Below are 24,132 nucleotides of genomic sequence, written 5' to 3'. Positions count from 1 at the left end.
GCTTACTTTACTTAAACCAAACACTATCAGTCTTACGCACAACCAATATCTTATACAACTGGATTGGAGCAAATAAGTATCCATAGACATTGGATATAATAGACGCTAAAATAATAGACCATACGCCCAAGTCAAAAACCAGTATGAACACCAATGACAGCACAATGAAACCTATAGAAGTAACCACAGACACATAAAACTGAACACGCAGAGCACCAATACCATTGATCACATTAACAAAAATACTGGCAAACATTCCTAGGGTAAAAAACACGAAGCACAGAAATGAAATTCTAAAATCTATTTCGACAACGTCTTTTCCTAACCACAAATCATAAAATTGATTACTAAAAAGCAACATAAGCAAACCCAAAAGCACGAAAGGTACCAGAATTAGCAAATATTTCTTTACCGCCTTGATGATCCAGTCATAATCTCCTGAGAAGTAAGCATCTGTACTACTACTCCAAAGTGGTGAAAGAAAAATCATATAAATTCCTTGAAGCATTAAAAAGTACTTAAAGGCAATATTATAAGCAGTCACATCATCGGGAGTAAAATAGCGTGCTATTAAAAACAAGGAAGAACTATATTGAATCATTGCAGCTAATTGAAGAACAAAAAACTTCAATCCTAGCCCCATCAATTGGTTTCGGTATTCTTTATGTACCAATTTAATACTTGGAACCACATCATTATATGTAGTAGAAAACAAGTACACATTAGCTATTACTAAGACAATTACAGGAAAAACACCTATACCTAAACCAAGTAATATTAATGAACCTTCAGTAAACAAGGTCAAAATCCAAATAATCACTAAGGAGGCAAACTGACCTGTTAAATCAATAAATGAAGCTACTGCAGGTTTCTGGTCAGCAATTAATATAGTCTTGACTACTTGAAAGATAAACTGTAGACAGAAATAAGTGATAATTATAGAAGTCAGCATTCTGATTTCTGAGTCCATTACAATCGGAACATTGATAATAGAACTCCAATCAACAAAACTATTGACTATCAGCAGAATGATCCAGACAGTTATGAAAAGAATTGAGATATAAAAATAAGTTGTACTAACAAATATCCTGGCAAGATTAATATCATGTTTGGCTTTTGCTTCTGCAAATTTATTTCTAAGACCTTGAGTTAACCCTACATCAAACAAAGACACCCATCCAACCATAGAAGTAAGAGTAAGCCAAATGCCATACTGGGTGGGGTTAATATAATTTATAGTAATAGGAACTATAATAAAAGATATAGCCATGCTAAATATTTTTACCAAAAAACTTCCCGCTACATTCTTTTTAGCGGCAAGAGTTCTTGCACTTCCTTTACTAAAAAACTTACTTATATAATAACTAGCTTGCATATTCACAATGATACTGAGTAGGATTAATTATAGCTATAGTGCCCATAAGCGTAAGCAACACTATTTTTGGAGCCATTTAGCACGATCATCGGGTTATTCAAGCGATTATCCTTAATTATACCACTAAAGAAGTCCAGATTCTTCTTGCTGGTGTAATCATACCTTACCATAAATATGGAATAATCGGCCAAACTGGTTAATTCAAATGCGTCAGAAACTTGACCAATCGGGGCAGTATCAATAATGATGTAATCAAAATCTTCTTTTAGTCGTTCGATGAGTATTGAATTTTTGTTCGAATACATAATCTCAGATGGGTCTTCCGCAATGTTACCTACAGGAAAAACCGTAATGCCATTAACCTCACTTCCGGCTTCTATAAGATCTTCAAGCGTAAAATCACTTTCAGAAAGATAATTGGATATTCCTTTTTCCGATTTAAGGTTCAATTCTGTTTTCAGTCCCTTTTTCCTTAAATCATATTCCAAGACAGCTACTTTCTTACCTACCATGGACAATGACTTAGCAAAATTCACGGCAAAAAAGGTTTTGCCTTCGCCGGAAATTGAAGAAGTTACCAAGATCACACTTGTTTTATCTCTCATGACCTTGTAGTTAAAATTAGAACGGATGAGTCTGAACTGTTCAGAGACAGGCGTTCTATCTTTATAATTTATCACGAACACATTATCCTTTTTGAGATATGAAACCTCCCCCAATACGTCAATTTGTGAAATGGAACCTAGATCTGATCTTTCTATTACTTTATTACTCAATATTGTCCCCCCGTATACGTAAACAAAGGGAACCGTGAAAGCAAAAAACAAACCCGCCAAATAAAGTACAGGAGGATACGGCTTTGAAGGTACATATCCGAAAGATGCATTGTCAATCACCTTGGCTTGATTAGACGGAACAGATTCAATAAACAAGGCAGTTTCCTCTCTTTTCTTGATCAAATAAAGATAATGTTCCTTTTTAATGCCCAAATCTCTGCTTATCTCCTCATACTGCCGCTCCAATTTGGGCGCTGAATACGATTTACTTTGAAACTGAGAGTTTTCATTCTCCAAATTTTGAAGTGTGATCTCAAGCTGTTTTTTCTTGATATCTATGTGACTTACAACCTTCCTCCTTGCAGAATTAAGAATAGAAATCTGTTTGATCATCAAAGGATTATCCGGCATTATTGACTTTTCATATTCAGCTATTTTTGATTTGGCATCTTGATATTCTGCCATAGATGCTGATAAGTAGGGATCAGAATTAATTAAAGAACTCAAGCCGGTTATGTCTCCGTCTATATCATTGGAAACTACACTAAGAACACTATTATAGATATCTAACTGATTTTTTAGATCGGATATTTCTCGATTATTACGCAAGTAATTCTCTTGGTAAACTTTTGAATCAGTTTCAACATTTACAACATTTTTAGAACTCTTGAAACTTTCAATATTCTGTTCCATTTCACTGAGATCAGACAGTACCGAATTGATCTGCTTAGTAATAAAAACATATGATTTCCTTGCCACTTCCTTCTTTTCTTCAGAAAGCTGTAAATTATACTGTTCCACCAGTTCATTTAGAACCAACACTCCTCTCTGAGGAACAGTTTCTAAAAGGGAAATGTATAATACACTGGAAAACTTATCTTTTGCCTCTACTTCCAGCTGACTGGCAAATATGCCCGCAAGCTCTGCAGGACTTTTGAAATGGACTATGATTGGGTTCTCAAGAGGACCATATTCTATGTTTTCGTTGTATACTAATATAAATTTAGCATATTTAGTACTTGTCAGCTTGTTCACCTCAACCTGAACTACTTCATCATCTATTTCAGCAATAAAATAAGTCTCCTTGAATTCATTTATCTTCATCACTTTCGACTCAGAAGATTTAATGGACACTACTTCTTCCATATCAATAGTAAAGGGAAGGTCTTTATAGAAAACAGGTTCTTTCCTTTTAAACTTGTTTTCAATGAAATAGTCATTGTACAAATTCAAGCTTTGAACGACCTCATTCATCAACATGCCTGATTGTATCACATCCATTTCATTATCTACAGTATTGGATGATTTGAACTCATCAATACCTTCAAAAACAGGGTTTTCTAAGAAATTTGCTCCTTTGGTAACATCCCTAAGCATAACACTGCTAGATACCGAATAGTAAGGAACGGCGTAATACACATAAATCCACACCGCACTAATTACCAGTATAAAAGATACTAAGAACAATGGCCAGAATTTAAAGATCTGAAGCAACTTATCTTTTATATCCATACTTTGTGAAGCAGAAGCGGGGCTCTCTTCGATAAGTATATTTGAAAGTTTCATAATTTAATGGAAATATTGTAAATCAGTAGACGACTTTAAAAATATTTACTTAAAAATATCATTGAAATTAAATATTAGAGCCACTACTAGAGAAGACAATATTGTTAATCCTGCTATTGTATTAGGGTTAACATTAGCTTGATTTAGCTTTCTCTTATCAGCCTCCACATAAATCACATCATTTTGTTTAAGGTAATAATATGGGGAACTTAAAATATCCTTTTTCCCGATATCAAAACGGTGGATTACTTTACCTTCAGAAGTTTCTCTAATCAACAAAACATTTTCTCTAAGCGCATAAGCAGTCATATCACCTGCCATACCCAACGCTTCAAGAACAGTAATTCGCTCTGTGGGAACCACAAACGAGGAAGGACGGTTGACTTCACCGATCACGGTAACCTTAAAATTTAGAAACCTAATGTCAATTTTTGGATCCTTAACTAAGGATGCAAGTTCATTTTTCAGAAAGAGTTTTGCCTCCTCTTGGGTTAATCCGGCCAGTTTGATATCTCCCAACGTCGGGAAATCAATATTCCCGTCTGAATCAACCAAATACCCTTCAATAATGGGGTCATGGGTCATTTGATTCCCCTCCCCACTCTCGGAAGAAACAATACCATAATTAAACAGCAAATTTGACTCAGGATTCAGTGTACTTATCTTTATATCCAGCAGATCTCCCACTACAATCTTCGGTTGCTCATAGATACCATCTTTAAGTTGATAATCTTTTTCCTGACTTATATCTTTAAAATAAGTCAAATTCCTTTTTGCGCAGGAGCTAACCAAAAGTACACTCACTAGTACAAATGGGAGGATAAATGCTCTTCTATTTATTTTATATTTTATCATTATAAATCCAATTAATTAAATCAAAACTTTCCAATCACTAACCCACATTTCAAGCTTGGCAGAAACTTGCTCAGACCACTTTTAATTCTACCTAGAATATAAGTTGATCTTTTGCTGCAAAACTCTTGAAAACTCAATTCCGTGGGGAGGCTTAAGCATATTGGCGTGCTCTCCCGGCATTGTAATACTTTCCACATTAGTTGTATATTTTATCCAACCCAATGTTTTAAAATCCTCTACAAAGAAGGTTTTCTTTTGGGCCAAAAACAACGTGAGCTCGATATCTATAGGCTCTATCTTATAATTCATCCACGCTTTCTCATTGGTTAATTCGATTTCTCTGATTCTTTTGGAGAGATCATTCTCTTGACTATTGATGCCTTTAAAATTCCTCCACTTCTCTTTTAAATAATTTTTTCTATGTCTTAAATAGTAAGGCACATCGTCCAATAAGAACTGAAATTCAAACTGTAGCTTTTTAGTAAGTTTGATTGTCTTATTTGCTGCGGAAGGCGCTTCATCCTGGAAAAATTCACCGATTGTATCAATCATACTGATGAAGCCTAGCTTTCGGTTCGCCGAAATCAATTGTTTTGCCATTTCAAAAACTATTATTCCTCCAATAGAATTTCCTATCAAATTGAAAGGAGATTTAATTCCCTTTTCATCCAGCTCCTTAATAAAGTGGCTTGCCATCTCAGGAATTGATTCAAATGGTCTGGCATTTCCTGAAATAGCGGGTGATTGAAGTCCCCAAATGGTCTGGTCCTCATCCATATTTTTAATCAATGTGTTTATCTCAATAGGATTGAGACCAACTCCATGAACAAAACACAATACTTTATCAGGAGACCCTTTTTTAATTAAGACCAAAGAGTCTGAATCTGTAGGAATGGTCTCCTTGGCTATCAACGCAGCTATGGACCTGACGGTAGGGTGCTGGAAGAGCGTAAGTAAGGATAAGGATAATTGAAATTTTTTCTCCAGTATAGAGATCAGCTTCACTCCCAGTAAGGAATGTCCCCCGACAAGGAAAAAATCATCGTCCAAACTTAGTTTATTGTTTCCCAAGAGATCCGTCCAAATGGAATAAACTGTTTTTTCAATGTGTGTTAGATGCTGTGCAGGTTTTTCTACCCTAGCCTGTTTATCTATAGGCAGTGCGGCATTAGGCTGGCGGTCGGGAAGCTGTTTTCTATCTATTTTACCGCTTGTAGTCAGCTTGAACTCGTCTACAAAACGATATTCTGTAGGCACCATGTAGTCAGGAAGCCCTATTAAAAGCCTTTCTCTCAATTTATCCGCATAAGCATCCAAATTTATAAAATCTCTTAAATTCTTCTTAATCGATACAAATCCGATTAAAGTAACAATATCACTACTCTTATCCGTATCCACCACCGCATTGGAAACCTCATCAAAACTTAAAATTCGTTGTTCGATTTCTCCCAGCTCAATCCTGTGCCCACGTATTTTGACTTGATGATCAATTCTGCCTTCACATTGTATCTCCCCATTGTCAAGCAAAAATCCCAAGTCACCCGTTTTGTATAAGTTCTTTGGACTTTGATCAAATGCATTGCTGACAAATTTTTCCTCAGTCAATTCTTTGAGTCCTAAATATCCCTGCCCCACTCCGTCTCCTCCTATCCATATCTCTCCTGAGACCCCGGGTTCGGTGATACTTCTGCCTGATTTATCCACCAAATAGACTTTTGTGCCCGGAACAGCTTTGCCAATAGTAACCTGACTATCTGAGCTGCTTACTTTTTTATAAGTAGAATAAACAGTGGTTTCGGCCGGTCCATACAGATTAAAAATTTCTTTTGAAAGAGGTGCTATATGATCTACCAACGCCTTTTTAAGCGGTTCTCCAATCGTCATAACGGTCAACGAAGGGATTTTGGTGTTCCATCCTGAATTTGCTATCAACTGCCAATGCGTAGGGGTAGCGATTGTTTTGGTGATCTTTTTCTCTTCGAATACGCTTAAAATTTGCTTGGGATCCCTACGCTGATACTTATCCAGCATATATACAGTAGCTCCAAATGCATATGGGATTAATGTCTCCAAAGTCGCTGCATCGAAAGAAACAGAAGTAATTGCTGCCACTACATCCTCGGCACAGAATTTCAGATCTACAATGACTGTGTCAATAAAATAATCGAGATTTTTACGGGAAAGACACACTGCTTTGGGATTGCCCGTTGAGCCTGATGTATAAATGATATACATAGGATTATCCAATGGTGTTTTGGTCGGATTATCAGTTGCAGGAAAACTAGCCGCCGCTTCAATTACTTCGGTAAAATGGAGTCTGATATCTACTAATTCTCTATTCTCAAAGGGAGGTTGGTCTGTGATGTAATATTTGGAATTACTGTTTTTCAACATATAGCTCACCCGCTCACCCGGCACCTCCACATCAATAGGCATGTAGGCCGCACCTGCTTTCAAAACAGCCATAATACTCACCACTATAGCATTAGACCGCTCCATGTACACACCGACAATATCTCCAGGCTGAACCCCTTTCCCTTTTAAAAGAGCAGCAAGTTGATTGGATTGACTATTGAGAGCCTTATAAGAAAGTGAGTCATCTCCGGTGACGATTGCAGTTTTGTAGGGAAATAAACTAGCTGTCTCCAAGAACTTAGCGATTACAACCGGAATAGCCGAATTTGCATCATTTTCGGATTCATTTGAAGAGACTGATTCCTTTTGGATGGCTACGATAGTTTCTTTCTCAACACCTCTACTTTCCGGAACAAAAGTGTTCTTATGCTCGGTCAAGTCAATGTTTAGATTATCAAGAAGTCCTGAAAGATCCACATCCTCAAATAATTCATCTATAATATTGAGTTTTTGGGAAGGACATTCAACCAATCGTTGAATCAGATGATCATATATCCGCGCTATTTCATTAATCGCTGACTTATCAAATAGCGACTCATTATAGGTCCACTCAAAAACACTCTTATTTAGGCTCCCGAAGATATTAAGTATGATCTCGAAGTTCGAATACGCTTTCGGGTTGGATATAAACCTATACTTCAGGGAATCAAATGAAATCCCTTGCTCTAACCCAATTTCAACGTTAAAAGTCAAAGGAAGAAGTGGAATGCGGGATGGATCCCTTTTGATATGCAGGCTTTGAATCAGTTCGCCAAAAGAAACAGTGCCGTGATCCAAAACTTCCATAAACGCTATTCTTCTTTTGGCTAAATATTCTTCAAAAGTCAGGTCAAAATCCACTTTGGCTCTGATCGGAAGCAGATGCACGCTATGTCCAATCATATTACTGCATCCCAAAAGTGGCTGTCCGGCTCTGGGCATTCCGATAACTACATCTCTGTTTTCAGTCCATTTAGAAAGCACTATTTCAAAAATAGACAGTAACAAAACATTTAAACTTACGTGTTGGGATGCCGCATATTTTTTCGCCTTCTTCATAATCCCAAAAGCAGCCTTATACTCCAGTCTTGCCGCTTTTAGCATTCTGACTTTAGGTCTTTCGAAGTCAAGAGGTAATTCAAGAAATGGAAGGGGATTAGACAAATTATTAACCCAGAAATTGCGGGTTTTTGCCATTTCAGGACTGTTGGTAAGACGAAGATTTTTCAACACATAATCTGACAACTTGTTAGGTTCGGGCAACTCCACCGTATCGGACTTACACAATTGGACGTAGGCAGAACTGAGCTCTTCGGCCAATAAACCCATAGACCAACCGTCAAAAATCAAATGGTGACCTGTGAATGTAACCATATGTTCAAGCTCATTTATCTTGATCAGGTCAAGTACATAAAGGGGACCTCTTACCAAATCAAACTCATAAAATCCGGTTTGAACACTATGCTTTTTTAAAAATTCTTCTTGTTCTTGTTCAGGCAATGCAGAAATGTCTCTCATCCGGATAGCCGGTTCCAATGACTGAAAGACTATAATCCGCCGGCCATCAGGAGTGAATACCGCACGCATTCCTTCATGTCTGGAAACAATAATCTGAAAAGCTTCTTTAAGGATATCCACCTTCAAATCGCCATACATTCTAAATGAATTCGATTCATTGTATGCCATGCTGGCTTCTTTTCCTCCTAAATAACATTGTAACCAGATTTCCATCTGTGAAGGAGTGCTGGGAAATACCTTAGAAATCACAGCTTCATCTCTCATTCCTTGTGAACCCACTTTTAAATTGTCTTGTATACTTTTCATAAAAAAATGCTTATAAAACACATAGCTATATTCTCTTTATAATTCAGCGGCAACCCAAACAGGAAAACCTTTTACATCCAATGAAATCTTTGCTCCAATAAATGGCGGATTCTCCAAACTCATCCAATCATCTGATGCTGCAAACAAATCTCCTGAAGCGATTTCATTTTCAACCAATAGTGCCAACACTTCATCTACCATAGTTAGGGTAAACAGCACATCCTGTTCTGAATGAGCATCTGTTACATAGCAAGGGTAATTTTCCCAAATATGAATTCCCCTCTCTCTCAACATAGTAAAAATCAGCTCAGAATACGGGAATTCTTCTTTAAGCTTAATTTTCCACAAAGAACTGAAATTCACCGCATAGTATTTCACGTTATATTTTTCGAAAACAGAATTTAATCCAGCCACCATTTTTTCTGCCAGACCGGTCAATCTTTTCTGAAAGCTATCTCCCTTTTCTACCAAGAAATCCAAAACTGCATTTGCAGTCGCAAGTGTCAGTGGGTGCCTTACAAAAGTTCCTGCAAAGTAAGTAACTCCCACTTCAGGCATGGAGTCATCCCCATAGCTCCAATATCCTCCATCCAAAGCATCCATCCATTTAGCCTTACCTGCGATTACCCCAATCGAAAATCCCCCCCCCAGCACTTTGCCGTAGGTAGTAAGGTCAGCCTTGATGGAGTATAAGCCTTGAAATCCACCGATGTGACTTCTAAAACCGGTAATAACCTCATCGAAAATAAGGCAGATCTCACGCTTCTCGGTTAACGTTCTTAGCTCTTGTAGAAATTCCAACGGCACAAATTCAGGCCTTCTACTCTGAACAGGCTCTACAAGTACGGCGGCTATCTCATCAGATCGCTCCGCTATAATCTCTAAACTCTCACGTGTGCCGTATTCCAGCACCAGAGTTTCTTGGACATTTTCCTTCAAAATCCCCGCTGCTGCCGGATAGCTATTTCCTGATTTGGTTTTTCGTATGATCACCTCATCGCTTATCCCATGATAGCTGTTCTCGAAGGTTACAATCAAATTTCTTTGTGAAATTGTTCTTGCAATTCTAATTGCACCCAATATAGCCTCTGAACCGGTGTTGCATAATCCAACACGATCATTGTTGGTGAGCCGACTGATCTTCTCAGAGACAATTCCCGCCAGAGCAGTTTGGGGACCAATCTCTATTCCTTTGTTTATCTGCTCGATTACGGCTTGATTGATAAAGTCTGCCTGATAACCGAACATATTGGATCCAAAGCCATTCAACCAGTCCAAGTAAGTATTGCCATCCAAATCTGTCAATTCCGAACCTTTTGAATAGTTGGTCACAATCGGGTAAGTAAGTTCTTTTGTAAAGGGTTTGAAACCACTTACCACCCTTGGATCGGCCGTATATATCCTGTTTGCTTGGACGTGCTCCTTACTTTTTTGTGTTTTTGAATTATAAGATTTAATAAACTCACGTATAAACCTTTCTGCCTTTTCGGATATCCCAGCAGATTGTTTTTCTATCCTAGCCACTGCGCCGAAAGGCTTCACAAGCTCTTCCAGCTCAGTTTTGTCAAGGGGACTTTCAAAAGATTTGTCTGATATTATTTCTTTTTTAGAAGCTTCCCTCACTCCATTTGGCTTATGAAGTTTCTCGAAAGAATTTCTTTTAGCCTGTGCTAGCTCAGAATTAGCAAGAAGGTATACCAACAATGCGCTCGGATTATTCAATTCACCGTTTAACTGTCGGAAAGAAACGTCTACCTTAAATTCTTTCTTGATCGAAAAAGCTAACTGAGTCAGACTTAACGAGTCCAGGCCGATTTCAAAATAGGTAAGTGAAAATGCTTCAATTGCTATTTTCTCACCGCAGACGTTCTCCAGCATCTGCGCCAATTTGGTCCCAAAAGTCACTTTGACCGCATCGTCATCTGCTAACTCTCCAGTATTCTCTTCTTCAATCTGTTCGGTGATTTCTCCACTAGTTGAGTATCTTTCTGTATGAGTATTTGCGGCTTTTACATCAACCCAGCATCGCTTTTTGTCAAATGCATAAGTCGGTAAAATCAATTTCTTCTGAAATTTCTTTGGATAGATTTCCTTCCAGTCCAGCTCCAATCCACTACTGATCAATGTATGTAATTGTCCCTGGAAATAAGCCCACTCCGATATTCCGGATGCTCTATTTAAGCTAATCACAACAGAAAAATCCTTCGCTTCGGCATGTTGCATCAATAAAGTACTTAAACCATTGCCAGGCCCCACTTCCAGATAGACAGCTTCGGGTAAGTCATTCAAAAGGTTTTTAACAGCCTTATTAAAAAGAACTGGAAGGCGCATGTGCTGTGCCCAATATTCAGTAGAAGTGGCTTCAGCATCTTTCATCCATTCGCCGGTCACGGTTGACATGACCGGGATTTTCGGATTACTTAATTTCACACTTGCCAGCAGCTCTTGAAATTGCTCTATGACAGGATCCATCATTGCTGAATGAAATGCATGGCTTGTCCGCAATATTTTGGCAGGCACTTCTTTTTTATCCAAAGCCACTGCTAGTGATTCTATTAGGTCTGAAGGCCCCGAAGCGACACAAAGATTAGGGGCATTATCAGCTGCCAGCGTAACGTCTTCAGGAAGCATCGGAAGAATACTGTCAGCTGAAGATCTGATTGAAAGCATGGACCCCGGACTTAGTTGGCTGATAAGCTCCCCACGTTTTGCCACTACCTTCACAGCATCTTCCAGACTCCACACACCGGCAATACACGCGGCTACAAATTCGCCAATGCTATGCCCTACCAATGCCGAAGGACTGATGTGTTTGCTCTCCCATAATTTTGCAAGTGAATATGAAATCGCAAAAACAACCGGCTGAGTATAGCGTGTATCTGCCAATTTGCGCTCTTCAGGATCCGAAACTTCAGTTGGGAAAAGCAAATCATAGATCGAAATACCGGTATATTTTGAAACTAAGTCACTACACTGCGCTAATGTGGATCTAAATACAGGTTCTCTTTCATATAACTCTTTCCCCATAGCCACATACTGAGACCCCTGACCGGGAAACATGAAAACAGGAAATTTGTAGTCCCCCTTACGCTTTATTATTGGCTTATTTCCGTCTATTACTTCATCCAATCCCGAAAGTAATTCCTGAGTAGTTTTAAAAGTGACTGAAGAACCCAGCTTATACCTAGCATTATTGTTATTTACATTATACCCAAACTGACCCAGACTGATCGCAGGAAATCGGAGAACATATTCTTTAAGGCGGGCGGCATAGCCTTTTAAACTATTTTCTGTTTTTGCAGACAAATAAATTGTCTGATCAATTTCAGAGCTTGGACTTCTTAGTTCTGAAGTTGGAATAAATTCCTCCAAGATAATATGGCAATTGGTGCCTCCGATGCCAAATGAACTCACACCGGCTTTTCTGACTTTCTCAGAATCCCATGAAGTAGTTTTTTGTTGGATATAAAATGGAGATTTATCAAAATTAATAGCCGGATTGGGCGCAGAATAGCCTATTGATGCAGGAAGGGTTTTTTCTTGAAGTGCACAAACTGTTTTGATCAAGCCTACAATTCCAGCAGCTGCATTTAGATGACCTACATTCCCCTTCACAGACCCCAGCGCACAATATTGATTTTCTACCTCAGAACCAAAAGCCAATTTTAATCCCTCAATCTCAATAGGGTCGCCTATTGGAGTTGCGGTGCCATGTGCTTCCACGTATCCTATTTCTGAGGGATTTATACCACCATCTTCCAGTGCCATTCGAATGGCTCCGGCTTGACCCTCCACGCTGGGTGCCGAAAAACTACCCTTATCAGCTCCGTCATTATTTATACCGACCCCTTTGATTATGGCCAAAACCGGATCCCCATCTATAATCGCCTGTTCGTAATCTTTTAGAAGCACTGCTCCTCCACCATCACTAAACATAGTTCCAGAAGCCTCTGCGTCAAATGGTCTACAGTGACCATCCTTACACATAATAGACCCTTCTTCATACAAATGCCCACTATGGACAGGATACGCTACTGAGCTTGCTCCCGCAATAGCAGCTATGCATTCGCCGGTTCTAATACTTTTCACCGCATTGGCAACAGCCACAAGAGCGGTAGAGCATGCCGTGTTGACACTGACAGCAGGACCTTTTAAATCCAATAAAAAAGCTACCCTTGAGGCTAGGTAATCTTTCTCATTCAGAGAATTGATCTGAATAGTTCCCAATGAATCTATTAGCGGTTGATCAAAAACCAGATTTCTGGAGAAATAATAATTGGTACTGCATCCCGCAAAAACCCCAACACTAAAATCAGGCTTGTTTGCAATATATCCCACTGAATCCAATACCTCAAAGGCAACTTCAAGGAAAAGTCTATGCTGTGGATCCATTACGGAAGCAAGCTTTCGGTTGAAGCCAAAAAACTCATAATCAAAATCTTTGATATCATCAATGACACCCCTTGCTCTAACGTAGTCTTTGTTTTGTCTAGCTTTTAGTTGTTCAGACGGATCTAATTCTTCAATATCAAAATAGCGGATGGTTTCTTTTCCATTTTTGACCATTTCCCAAAATTCATTGGTATTCCCCGCTCCCGGAAACCTGCTTGCCGTGGCAATGATTGCAACATCTCTATTGCTTTGATCCTTGTTGGTTTTTCTAAGGACATGCTCTTTTGCTCCTTCTTTCTCTCCAAGTAAAAAAGCAGCCTGCGCCTTAAGTTTTGGATACTGGTAAATCTTAGATACGCCAAATTCTTTCCCAAAAGCTCTATTGATTGCAATAGCCATTCTTTGAGCCAAAAAGGACGACCCACCCACTTCGAAGAAATGATCGTCCCTCCCTACTTGATCCAACTTTAGTATCTCTTCCCAGATTTTAGCCAATTCAGCTTCTGTAGTAGTTCTTGGCTTTTTATAGCTGTCTTTAAATGGATTGACTGTCACAGCTTTTTCTGACAGAGCCTTTCGGTCAATCTTACCGTTAGAAGTTTGGGGAAAGCTGTCTTTCCTAACACATCCTGCAGGAATCATGTAGCCAGGCAACCTCTCTCTCAAGAAAGCAATCATTTTCTGTTCCTGCACCTTACCCTCAGGGCTGACATAATAAAGCGACAAGTATTTTTGTCCGTCTTCATATTCGCCCACAATTACAGCCACCTGAGCTACTCCCGGCAATGCTGCCGCAACTGCTTCAATTTCACCGGTTTCAATTCGGAAACCGCTAATTTTCACCTGATCATCAATTCTCCCCATGAAAAAAATTTCCCCGTCTCCAGTGTAATAGCCTAGATCTCCGGTTTTATAAACCATCCTGGTAGTTCCATCTTTTAATGTCAATGGAAAGAAGGATTTCAGTGTCAATTCCGGTTTATTCAAATACCCTTCCGCAATACAAACCCCTGAAAAATACAATTCACCCTCTACGTTGGGCTCAGTGATCACATTCAGCTCACTATCCAAAATCAAGCTTTCAACACCGTCGATTGCCTTGCCTATACTGGGCAGATCATCCCAGCGGACAGGATCATTAGGCAGCTCCAGCTGAGTGACAATGCAAGTACATTCTGTAGGCCCGTACTGATTAAAAAGCTTGGCCTTTTTCATTTTTGAAAAAAGAGCCCTTACTGCCCGGGTAGACTTCAACTGCTCACCACAGGTCATCACTTCCTGCAAATACTCAGGATATACTGAAGAGTTTTCCGATTCATTTGCAATCCCCTGAAGTACTACAAACGGAAGAAAGAGACGCTGTATTTTTTGCTCGTTCAGTACCTGAACAAGCGCACTGTAATCCCTAAGTACCTCTGCATCCACTATCTGTAACGTACCCCCCGAGCATAAGGTGCTGAATATCTCCTGAACTGAAATATCAAAGGTCAATCTTGTAAACTGCAGAGTTTTCATCCCCGGTCTAGAGGCAGAATTCTTCTCTTGCCAGTTAATCAGATTGATAATGCCATCATGTGGCACACACACACCCTTAGGCTTGCCGGTAGAACCTGAAGTGTATAAAATGTAGGCTAACTTTGTATAACTTTTAGCTGATATGAAAGACTGTTCATCTAGCCCCACAACATTGACAGAAATTAGATCTAAAAAATCATTGTCATTACTTTTTAGATAATACTTTACATCACAATCCTCTACTATTTGATTGATTCTTGCTTTTGGAAAACTTGGGTCAATCGGAACATAGGTTTTGCCGGCGTTTAAAACAGCAAGCATATTGATGATCAGTTGAAATCCTCTGGATGTAGTCAGCGCTATTACTTCTTCATCGGGAGCCACGGTCAAAATAAGGCTGCTCAAAGCGGTCACCTTTTTCTCCAACTCTTTAAAAGTAAGATTCTCCACACCATTATCCAGCGCAATCTCCTTAGCATATTTAGCCCAAGAATGCCTAACCACGTCAATGATTGAATGATAAGAAGAAATTGTGCTACTGTTTTCCATTTGCTTCGTCAACTAAACGTCTTGTCAAAAATTTCTATTTTAAGTTCTATGAAGGCCGCATTGACCAATGAGTTTATAAATGACCAAAAACCAGTGCCTTGCGCTCTACTATTTAATTTATTTCACCAGAATTGAGTCTTCTTTGTCCAGTTTCTCAAAAATCCCTTTTACATCTTGCGAGGAATTTTTATCCAAAACCAAGATAGCGTCAGGAGTTTCAACCAAAATAACATTGGACACCCCTACGAAAGACACAAAGCGATTACAGCCAATTGTAAAATTCCCGTTTATGTCAAGTTCCAGTTCTTTTTTGTCTGCCAAATGTTCGGCTAGCGCATCAAAGGATCCCATATCGGACCATCTGAAATCCGATGGTATAACTGCTATGTTATCCGAATTCTCCATTACAGCATAATCCACACTTATCGATGGAATCAGCGAGTTGGATTCCTTTTCCAACACACCGTCATTCATTGCGTCAAATGCCGCTTTGGTCAATAAAAACATTTCCGGCTGATACGTTTTCAGCTCATCCAAAAATGTGGAAGCTTTAAAACAGAACATTCCACTATTCCATAGAAAATCACCTGCAGCCAAAAATTCTTCAGCAAGCATTTTCCCTGGTTTTTCGCGAAAACCAACTACTTCCTCCCCGTCACACTCAATATAACCATAGGCTGTTTCCGCTCTCGAAGGCTTAATTCCGAAAGTAACTAACTTTTCTTTTTTTGCAAGTTCTATTGCCCGATATACACTAGCATGATACTGCTCTTCATTTTCTATCAAATGATCAGAAGGAGTCACTAACAAAATATCATCAGGATTAGACATAAAAGCTGCAAATGCAATAGCAGGCGCAGTGTTTTTTGGCATTGCTTCAATCACTTCCCGATATTGACTTTTCTGAATTTTGGCAAGAATGTCACGCGAAAGCTGATAATTTTCCCCGTTACCTACTATAATTAAATCAGGATCTAAAAACTCATTTCTCTCGACACATAGTTGAAACAATGATTTCCCGGAAAATAAGTCTAAATACTGTTTAGGCTTTGTCTTTCGCGATAGCGGCCACAATCTGCTGCCTACTCCACCTGAAAGTACAACATGCTTTATTTTAAAAATGTCTTTCATTCTCGATTTTTTTTAAGAAAACAAGGCATTGCTATTGACCGAATTCCCCCATCTCCTGCGTTTGCTCGGGCAAGGTAAGAAGTAATTTTCAATAGTTAAATACAAAATCCATTTTTTAGTAGCTAAAAAACATTTTTTCTTATTTAAAATGATTAAAATGTGTTTCGAAATACACAGCAAAAGAGAGAATTCATCTTCATCACCACATGTCAAAATCATCAGAACATTTCATTCGTATCCATCCGGAAAATCCCGTCTTTAATCCGTGTGATTCTCTACTTGGGGCAGTTTATGATTTTTGGATAATAGCTCGTGTATTTTCAGGATGTTGGTATCCATAATATGGTCGTAGACGTATTTGAGCCATTGCTGTGGGTTTACTTCTTCATATTTACGCATGACAAAGAAGGAGTAGATTATGGCTGCCCGCTGTGCCGCCCTGTGTGATCTTGCAAACAGGTAGTAAAGCCATTTTCTTTTTCCCTTATCCTTCAATTAACAATTACCTGACAGGTGTGTTTTTGTTTGTTAATGAAAAAATCGCATCTTATCCAATGAAAAATTTTTCATCTTATTCTTTAATAAAATCCTATGGCTACTTACTACGTCTCCGAACTCCATGGAAATGACTCTAATGATGGTCTAAGCGAACTGACCGCCTGGCAAACTTCGGGAAAAATAGCTTCCGGGTCCTTCTCCGCCGGAGATGTAATACTTCTTGAAAGCGGTGGGATTTATGCTCCCTTTGCTTTCCCTTCTTCCGGCAATACCAGCAATCCCATCACCATCAGTAGCTATGGGACCGGTGAAAAACCTTTGATATTTGCCGGGGCTAAAATTGAGACCTGGACCAATGAAGGGAATGGCATTTATAGCTACGCCAATAATGGTTTCCAGAATGAAGTCAATGTACTCGTCTTTGACGGAGAGCTAAAGGCTAAAGGAAGGTCAACCGTCTCGGACGTATTTTACCCGATCACTGCCGGTGATCCTGACGACGAATGGGTAGAAACAAGTGATGCACTGCCTGCATTTTCCACAGGTATGCAAATAGTCCTAAGAAAAGAAAGGTTCATTTATCATGTGTTTAATGTAACTGACATTACAAACGGAGACCGGGTCGAATATAGCGGTGGGTTGACCCAGTACATCCCCCTCCCCGGCTATGGTTTTTTCCTTCAAAACAGCCTTTCCTTTTTGACCGGTCTTGGGGATTGGTCGTATGACACCAACAATGAACGGATATACGTGTACTTTGGAGGGGAATCACCTTCCAACCATGAGGTAGAGGTTTCTTTGGAGCAGCACGGCATATCCCTGATCAACCGGTCTTATGTGACTATTAAGAATCTGGCAATCCATGCCACCAATAATCACGGCATTCGGCTGGACAATGTAACGCACATAAACATCAACAATTGTAACTTTAGATATATCGGTAATGATGGCATAGTACAGGAAGGGTTTGCTTCCCATTATATCACTGTCTCTTCCAGCCTGTTTGAGGATGTCCTTTGCAACGGCATCTTCACTAACTACACCTGCTCCAATATGCTGGCAGAAAACAACAGACTGAATAATATCTACATGATAATCGGTGGAGCAGGGCAATATGGAAACAGCGATAACCGTGGATTCGGGATAGGTCTGCTTTTAGGAGAAAACAATACAGTAAGAAGAAACCACCTGACCAATATAGGATTCAATGGAATCGTCTGTGACGGGAATAATTTTCTGGTTGAAGAAAACTATATCAACAACGTTTGCCTTACCAAAGATGATGGCGGGGGTATTTACTGCAGTCTCGGAGGCACAAGCTACCAGTTGTCCATTCCTGGAAGTATCAGGAGAAATATAGTACTAAACGCCAAAGGGTATTGGCAGGGATCTCCCGAAATACATAAGGGATTGGCTCTTGGAATCTATATGGATGATACGCAAAATCTGGTAACCATAGAGAAAAATCTATGTGCTTATGCCAGCGACAGTGGTGTACATCTTCACAACTGTATCAGTATTATTGTCAGAAACAACATTCTTTTTGGAAATCGTCGGGGAATTGGCTTTATACAGGATTTCGGTCATGTAATCGAGGACTGTATTGTCACAGACAATATTATTTACACAAACGGTGGTCTGAATCAAACGTTGATGGAGGCCTTTTACACTAGTGGAACAGTTGATTTTGGGGTTATTGACAACAATACCTATAGATACGTCAAGGATCTGATCGATTTATTTAGAGCAACCGCTCCACCACCTCTCCCCTGGACTTTTGCCATCAATTTTGAGGAATGGAAGCAGTTTATTGGAGGAGATGCCAACTCCACACTCGAGCCATATCAAAATTATCTACCGGACAACTATCAGGAAACTTTGTTGTTTTCAAATGATTTTCCGGATGAAAACTCTGTGACACTTTGGCCTGTAGGCGGATTTAACTGGATGGATGGTCTTGATAGAGAATGGAACCCTTCCGGTTATGTCACATTAACAAAGGAAGTTCCTGGAAAAAAAAGTGTTTTTTTTGGCATTGGTACACTTGATCTTACACAAAAATACTTGATAAAACTGAGGGTTCGAGGTGTTGTTCAAAAATTCAGTATGCAAATCGAGCTGCCAAATTTTAGTTATGGCCCTTTTTCATTAATAAGCAGCAAACAAATCTACACCCATGATGAATTTACCGATTATGAATTTGTATTGCGTGGTTATGAAATTTATGAGGGAGCCAACATAAACCAATTAATTTGGTTGGTTGAGGAAGATTTTGAAACCATTGATATCGACAGCATTTCGCTTAGTGAAGTAGAGTTTGATTTCAAGCCCAACACTGCTGTAATTTATAATGAAGAGGCACGTCCAAAAACCTTTTATTTCGGACAAAACTACAAAAGAAATGTAGAGACCGATCAAATAGGTAATCGCTTTATTCTACAGCCTTTTGAGTTTGCCGTTCTTCAGGACAGCAAAGTGATCAATGCGTTTGATGATCTCTTTATTGCCAAAGAGGTAAGAACAGCTGTAAGCACCTATTTGCAAGAGCCCAGTGCGGAACAGGAATTTGCCCTGTGGGAAAAGCCGTTTAAATGGCTGGAAGCATACTATGCCCGAAGAAATGCGGCACATATCTATTTTACAGGATTTCTTTACCAAGGAAATTCCAACAAGACGTTTACGATATCTCTTCAAATAGACAGCACGAACTATCTTCCTATCGCAATGAATCTGGGCGATGATTTCGTGTCAGGTTACCTGGAAGCCCAAATCAAAATTGCCGTCAAAAATCCAAGTACAGTGGCAGTATCCACTTCCATCAATTGGGCTGATGTTGCTCATACGGGTATGTCCAAAAGTTACAGAAGAGCTCAGGATCTAGCTATTGGATTTTCGAATGCTTTTCCGATTGTACCTGTCGCAAAATTCAATAGTGCTGCCGGAACTCCCCAGTGGACACAGGAGCAAACTATGATTTATGTATACTAAATAAGACAATTAAAAACTAAGTAAATGAACTAGTTGTCTAAACAGTAACTTGATGGAGTTAATCTCCTTATAAACAAATCTCCCACCAATACCTTAAAACTGGAAATAAATTAAAACCATTCTCCTTACCCGCAAAAAACATGATAATCATGTTGCCAGATGTAAGTACTCCCACTATTAATATACCAGTTCTGTCTTGTTCGAGTTTACCCCCAAGACAGTCCAACCTTCAGGATAAATTCCTTCACTACTTGAATTCCTAACCCAAGGGAAAGGCATAATTACTTTCTTCTGCCTATTTTCTGCAAGCCATGCACCCCACCAGCCGAAGGAGCTGTTTGCAATGATAAAATGCTTGCACAAAGTCATCAAATACATATCTAAATAACTATTTGCTCCAGTATTGTGTGACAGGAAAACAAAATTTGAACCTTTGAAATTTTCTCTAGCCCATTTTATATCATCTGAAAAAACATAAAAAACCGGATTCTCAACATATTCACGCATCAACTTAAACGCTTTATCGTAATAGTCCAATAAATCAATTACCATCCTACTTTCTGCGAGCTCAGGCTTCATGTAGTCGCCTCTTCTCACATGAACAGCTACAGCATTTTTCTTAAGTATTTCACCGGCAATAGTTAAGTTTACCGTATCTATTGGCTTATTAAAGTTAAAGACCTCCCTGATAAGCTCATTTTGTGATTCAAAATATTTAAACGATTGCCATGTCCCTACCAAAAAAGCTGAATTCTGCTCAAAAACACCTTCATCATAGCCATACTCTTCTTTTTCTTTGTATAGATTCTTCTTTTTGACGAGCATCTTCTTCACTAGAGCCCGAACGGCAGACATATTGACATCAAGCAGCATCGGGCGAACTTGATTTATGGCAAACACCCTCACCCTATCTTCAATTGGGATTGGAACATTGAAAGCTTTGAGCAGCTCAAACCCTTGGTAATGCCTATTCAGCAAATAGTCACTTACCGAAATCTTGGTAGGAATTCCGCCTGCATCCATTGCAATAGCCAATGCATACTGAAACATCTGATTCCCCAGCCCGCCGAATATTGCTACACGATTCATATTATGTAATTTACTTTTAACCGCTTGATCTAAGCCATTCCGAGATAGGATCACCTATCTGTCAATTCATAAAATCTCACCACCCGTACAGCAGAATCACAAGCCAAACTCACTGAATACACGTCATCCATTATAAAATTTCTAATACTCCAGGTCGACGTAAATCCCGATATCTCAGAAGGCACAAAATTCAACCCATCGCAAACGTTTATATCCATCAATCGATCAGTCAATCCAATCCCTACCCCTTTTAAAAGGGCTTCTTTTCGTGTCCAATGTTTATAAAAGATATCTCTCGGAAATTCACTATTCAAAATCGAGCTTATCTCTACACTTGACATAGAAGTATAAATCAGATTGTACAAATCAACCTTGGAATCCATTAACTCTACATCTACACCCACAGGGTGCCGGTTTGCGAACCCAAACACTATATAATCACCTGAGTGCGAAATATTGAAATTCAAACTATAACCTGTCGGCAAAACTGGCTTTTTAAACTCCAAGTAATCAAAACCCACCTCTTGATCTGCAATTTTCAAATACTTGGCTATTATCTTCCGGAGAAATATTTTCCCCAGCAAGAACCGATTTCTATCCTCTTCATGTAAAAACGCTTCACTTTTACTAAGTTCAGCAGCAGTTAACAACCATCTGTTTTGCTCTATTTTATCTATAAAATCGGGAATGTAAATCCGCCAGATATCGAGATTCTTCTGAAGATTAAAATCACACTCATTTCTCCATTCCAACACATTAATCTGAGAGCAATAAGCTCTTCCTAATACCATCTTTTCATATGATTATAATGTTCTTTTCAGTAGTCAATACCTGCTCTCCGAAGTTGATTCGGGAGAATCTCGCAGGATTTATAATCATACCTCTCCCGAAAAGCAAGTTGGGGACAAGTTGTGTGTCGCTTGCGCCATGCCCGTCTGCCTCAGGCAGGCTCGATTTTATATATCCCATGTGGTAGGCTATATCCATTTTTCTTGAATGTTATGAACCAAGCAATTATTGAAGTACACAGAACAACGTCTTCATGGCATAAATGCACCTCCTAATTATGGACACCTTCACAAACAGCAACCTCCTTGGACAGCCAAGGATACTCTTCAGAAGTAAGACTTGAGTACATAGTCACCAATTCACCTAGCATAAGTTGCAGTGACTCCTCACTAAAAATCAATTCATGCCCGGTTAAAGTCAATAAATAGCCTCTATCCTCCGTTTGGATCAAATCGAGAACATATAGTGGCCCCTGAATCAAATTAAACTGATAAGGTCTATTTTGCTGCAAATGCCTCTTGAGAAATGCGTCTTTTTGATTGATTGCCATCTCTCTAATATCTCTCATCCTAATAGGGACTGTATAGTCGCTAAAGACAATAAGGTAGTCGCCTTCCGAACTCACTAAAGAGCGCATCTCCTCATGTTTTTCAATCAGCTTTACGAAAGCATCTTGAAGGATTTTAACAGACAAATCACCTTGCAGGCTTAAGTGTACCAACTTATTACTTGATCTATTTGCTGCTTCATCTGCTATTTGACCGGCAAACAAGACTTCTTTCTGAACAGAAGTAGTAGGCAATTTCTTTTCTATCGTAGGAAATACCGTTATCGGAACTTTGTTTGTGCTAGACATATTTTGGCGTTTTTTGTAGAAAATTCATTTTTAAGTGAAAAATTTTTAATCCATTCCTTACAAAGTCTTTTCTGATCCGGTTTAACAAACCGAAAAAAGAATGATAGACACATTCAGGAAATTCACTACACACTTACTCAATCAGCGATGTAAGAAAAACCAGAATATCAACCACTGCTCCTGACAACCCTATCACCAAAACCTGCGACCCACCCAATAAGTAAGACTGTGTGAAAATCGGACTGTAATGTTTTTTTTTAGTCAAGAGCCCCCTGAATTAAAAATTTCAATAAGCAGGTCAAAAACATGCTAATAGCCCAAGCCAAAAGGCTTTGGTCTATTAGCTGTTTTTGACAGAAATTCATTTTAATACTCAGAATTAGAAATCACGCTGAAGCCACCTTGTATAAGACAAATATCTCTCCTCAAAAGCTGTAAATCCGAGGTAACCATATCTTCGACCAAGGCTTTAAGATCATACTTCGGCTTCCAACCTAGTTTTTTGAATGCTTTTGCGGGATCACCGATAAGCAGCTCTACTTCAGTGGGTCTGAAATACTCAGGATCCACTTTCACCATAACCTCTCCCAGATTAGGCAATTCTTCTTTAGACTTGCCTAGTTTCTCTAGCGCAACTTCGTAATCGATACCACCTAAGACGCCCATTTCACTGACTCCTTTACCAATGAAGTCCAGTTTAAATCCTATTTGTCCAAAAGCAAGGTGCAAAAAATCCCTAACGCTGATTGTAACCCCGGTCGCTACCACAAAATCTTCGGGTTCGTCTACTTGTAGCATTCTCCACATCGCCTCAACATAATCCTTGGCATGCCCCCAATCTCTCAATGCATCCAAATTCCCAAGATAAAGCACACTTTCCATCCCCATCCCGATTCTGCTTACAGCACGGGTGATTTTTCTAGTCACAAAAGTCTCTCCACGCAAAGGCGATTCATGATTAAAAAGAATACCATTACACGCAAACATATTATAAGCCTCCCGGTAATTCTTTACAATCCAAAAGCCATACAGTTTAGCCGCCGCATATGGAGATCTAGGGTAGAAAGGAGTCTCTTCTTTCTGTGGAACTTCCTGTACCAAGCCATAAAGCTCAGAGGTACTTGCCTGATAAATTCTGGTTTTCTTTTCCATACCAAGCAGCCTAACTGCTTCTAAAATCCTAAGGATTCCCAGCCCATCTGCATTTGCTGTATACTCAGGAGTATCGAAGCTGACTTTCACATGGCTCATCGCACCAAGATTATAAATCTCATCAGGCTCACACTCTTTGATAATACGTGTAATTCCCATCGAATCAGTCAAGTCTCCATAGTGGAGAATAAACTTAGGATTCGACTCATGTGGATCCTGATACAAGTGATCAATTCGCTGGGTATTAAAAGAAGACGCTCTTCTCTTAATACCATGTACAGTGTAACCCTTGCTCAGTAACAGTTCTGCTAAATAAGCACCATCTTGGCCCGTAACCCCCGTTATTAATGCGGTTTTCATAAAGTATAGTTATTTAATTAATA

General features: G+C 39.2%; 13 protein-coding genes. 1 reads left to right on the top strand and 12 read right to left on the bottom strand.

Going from position 1 to position 24,132, the window contains the following annotated elements; all coding sequences use genetic code 11:
• Positions 1 to 7: 7 nt before the first annotated feature.
• From ID165_RS06360 to ID165_RS06330, 7 genes are all read right to left on the bottom strand, one after another.
• The gene (locus ID165_RS06360) at positions 8 to 1,375 is read right to left on the bottom strand and encodes a lipopolysaccharide biosynthesis protein (protein WP_192349530.1); all 1,368 of its coding nucleotides are present in this window, start codon (positions 1,373 to 1,375) and stop codon (positions 8 to 10) included.
• A 23-nt stretch (positions 1,376 to 1,398) separates the two neighbouring features.
• Positions 1,399 to 3,717 (bottom strand): tyrosine-protein kinase family protein, encoded by a 2,319-nt coding sequence (locus ID165_RS06355; protein WP_192349529.1) that lies wholly within the window; start codon positions 3,715 to 3,717, stop codon positions 1,399 to 1,401.
• A 45-nt stretch (positions 3,718 to 3,762) separates the two neighbouring features.
• Positions 3,763 to 4,572 carry a polysaccharide biosynthesis/export family protein gene (locus ID165_RS26890; protein ID WP_192349528.1) on the bottom strand — a complete coding sequence of 270 codons (810 nt, stop codon included), beginning with the start codon at positions 4,570 to 4,572 and terminating at the stop codon, positions 3,763 to 3,765.
• Between the two features lie 87 nt (positions 4,573 to 4,659).
• Positions 4,660 to 8,790 (bottom strand): non-ribosomal peptide synthetase, encoded by a 4,131-nt coding sequence (locus tag ID165_RS06345; protein WP_192349527.1) that lies wholly within the window; start codon positions 8,788 to 8,790, stop codon positions 4,660 to 4,662.
• 36 nt (positions 8,791 to 8,826) lie between these two features.
• Positions 8,827 to 15,246, bottom strand: a complete 6,420-nt coding sequence (locus ID165_RS06340) for a polyketide synthase (protein ID WP_192349526.1) — start codon at positions 15,244 to 15,246, stop codon at positions 8,827 to 8,829.
• Between the two features lie 117 nt (positions 15,247 to 15,363).
• Positions 15,364 to 16,377, bottom strand: coding sequence for a mannose-1-phosphate guanylyltransferase (locus tag ID165_RS06335; RefSeq protein ID WP_192349525.1), 1,014 nt, complete (start codon positions 16,375 to 16,377; stop codon positions 15,364 to 15,366).
• A gap of 258 nt (positions 16,378 to 16,635) precedes the next feature.
• Entirely contained in the window at positions 16,636 to 16,872 is a 237-nt protein-coding gene (locus ID165_RS06330) for a hypothetical protein (RefSeq protein ID WP_192349524.1), read from the bottom strand.
• A gap of 96 nt (positions 16,873 to 16,968) precedes the next feature.
• Here ID165_RS06330 and ID165_RS06325 point away from each other — a divergent pair, with 96 nt between their 5' ends.
• On the top strand, positions 16,969 to 19,863 hold the full coding sequence (locus tag ID165_RS06325) for a right-handed parallel beta-helix repeat-containing protein (RefSeq protein WP_192349523.1): 2,895 nt from the start codon (positions 16,969 to 16,971) through the stop codon (positions 19,861 to 19,863).
• Positions 19,864 to 20,040: 177 nt separating this feature from the next.
• Here ID165_RS06325 and ID165_RS06320 read toward each other — a convergent pair whose 3' ends face one another.
• From ID165_RS06320 to gmd, 5 genes are all read right to left on the bottom strand, one after another.
• A complete protein-coding gene (locus tag ID165_RS06320; RefSeq protein WP_225587008.1) occupies positions 20,041 to 21,006 on the bottom strand; it encodes an alpha-1,2-fucosyltransferase in 966 nt (321 codons plus the stop codon).
• Positions 21,003 to 21,743, bottom strand: coding sequence for a 4'-phosphopantetheinyl transferase superfamily protein (locus ID165_RS06315; protein WP_192349521.1), 741 nt, complete (start codon positions 21,741 to 21,743; stop codon positions 21,003 to 21,005). Before ID165_RS06315 ends, ID165_RS06320 begins: the two co-directional genes overlap by 4 nt.
• Positions 21,744 to 21,747: 4 nt before the next feature.
• A complete protein-coding gene (locus ID165_RS06310) occupies positions 21,748 to 21,939 on the bottom strand; it encodes a hypothetical protein (protein ID WP_192349520.1) in 192 nt (63 codons plus the stop codon).
• Positions 21,940 to 22,012: 73 nt separating this feature from the next.
• Positions 22,013 to 22,597 carry a condensation domain-containing protein gene (locus tag ID165_RS06305; protein WP_192349519.1) on the bottom strand — a complete coding sequence of 195 codons (585 nt, stop codon included), beginning with the start codon at positions 22,595 to 22,597 and terminating at the stop codon, positions 22,013 to 22,015.
• Positions 22,598 to 22,963: 366 nt separating this feature from the next.
• A complete protein-coding gene (gene gmd / locus ID165_RS06300; protein WP_192349518.1) occupies positions 22,964 to 24,109 on the bottom strand; it encodes a GDP-mannose 4,6-dehydratase in 1,146 nt (381 codons plus the stop codon).
• Positions 24,110 to 24,132: the final 23 nt, after the last annotated feature.

The organism is Algoriphagus sp. Y33 (assembly GCF_014838715.1).
Lineage (GTDB): Bacteria > Bacteroidota > Bacteroidia > Cytophagales > Cyclobacteriaceae > Algoriphagus.
Note: the sequence above shows the minus strand (reverse complement) of the source record. Positions and strands in the feature narration are given on the sequence as shown.

Coding starts and splice junctions, on each gene's coding strand:
- ID165_RS06360 (WP_192349530.1), bottom strand. CDS start 1,375: ATGCAAGCTAGTTATTATATAAGTAAGTTTTTTAGTAAAGGAAGTGCA.
- ID165_RS06355 (WP_192349529.1), bottom strand. CDS start 3,717: ATGAAACTTTCAAATATACTTATCGAAGAGAGCCCCGCTTCTGCTTCA.
- ID165_RS26890 (WP_192349528.1), bottom strand. CDS start 4,572: ATGATAAAATATAAAATAAATAGAAGAGCATTTATCCTCCCATTTGTA.
- ID165_RS06345 (WP_192349527.1), bottom strand. CDS start 8,790: ATGAAAAGTATACAAGACAATTTAAAAGTGGGTTCACAAGGAATGAGA.
- ID165_RS06340 (WP_192349526.1), bottom strand. CDS start 15,246: ATGGAAAACAGTAGCACAATTTCTTCTTATCATTCAATCATTGACGTG.
- ID165_RS06335 (WP_192349525.1), bottom strand. CDS start 16,377: ATGAAAGACATTTTTAAAATAAAGCATGTTGTACTTTCAGGTGGAGTA.
- ID165_RS06325 (WP_192349523.1), top strand. CDS start 16,969: ATGGCTACTTACTACGTCTCCGAACTCCATGGAAATGACTCTAATGAT.
- ID165_RS06315 (WP_192349521.1), bottom strand. CDS start 21,743: ATGGTATTAGGAAGAGCTTATTGCTCTCAGATTAATGTGTTGGAATGG.
- ID165_RS06310 (WP_192349520.1), bottom strand. CDS start 21,939: ATGGATATAGCCTACCACATGGGATATATAAAATCGAGCCTGCCTGAG.
- ID165_RS06305 (WP_192349519.1), bottom strand. CDS start 22,597: ATGTCTAGCACAAACAAAGTTCCGATAACGGTATTTCCTACGATAGAA.
- gmd (WP_192349518.1), bottom strand. CDS start 24,109: ATGAAAACCGCATTAATAACGGGGGTTACGGGCCAAGATGGTGCTTAT.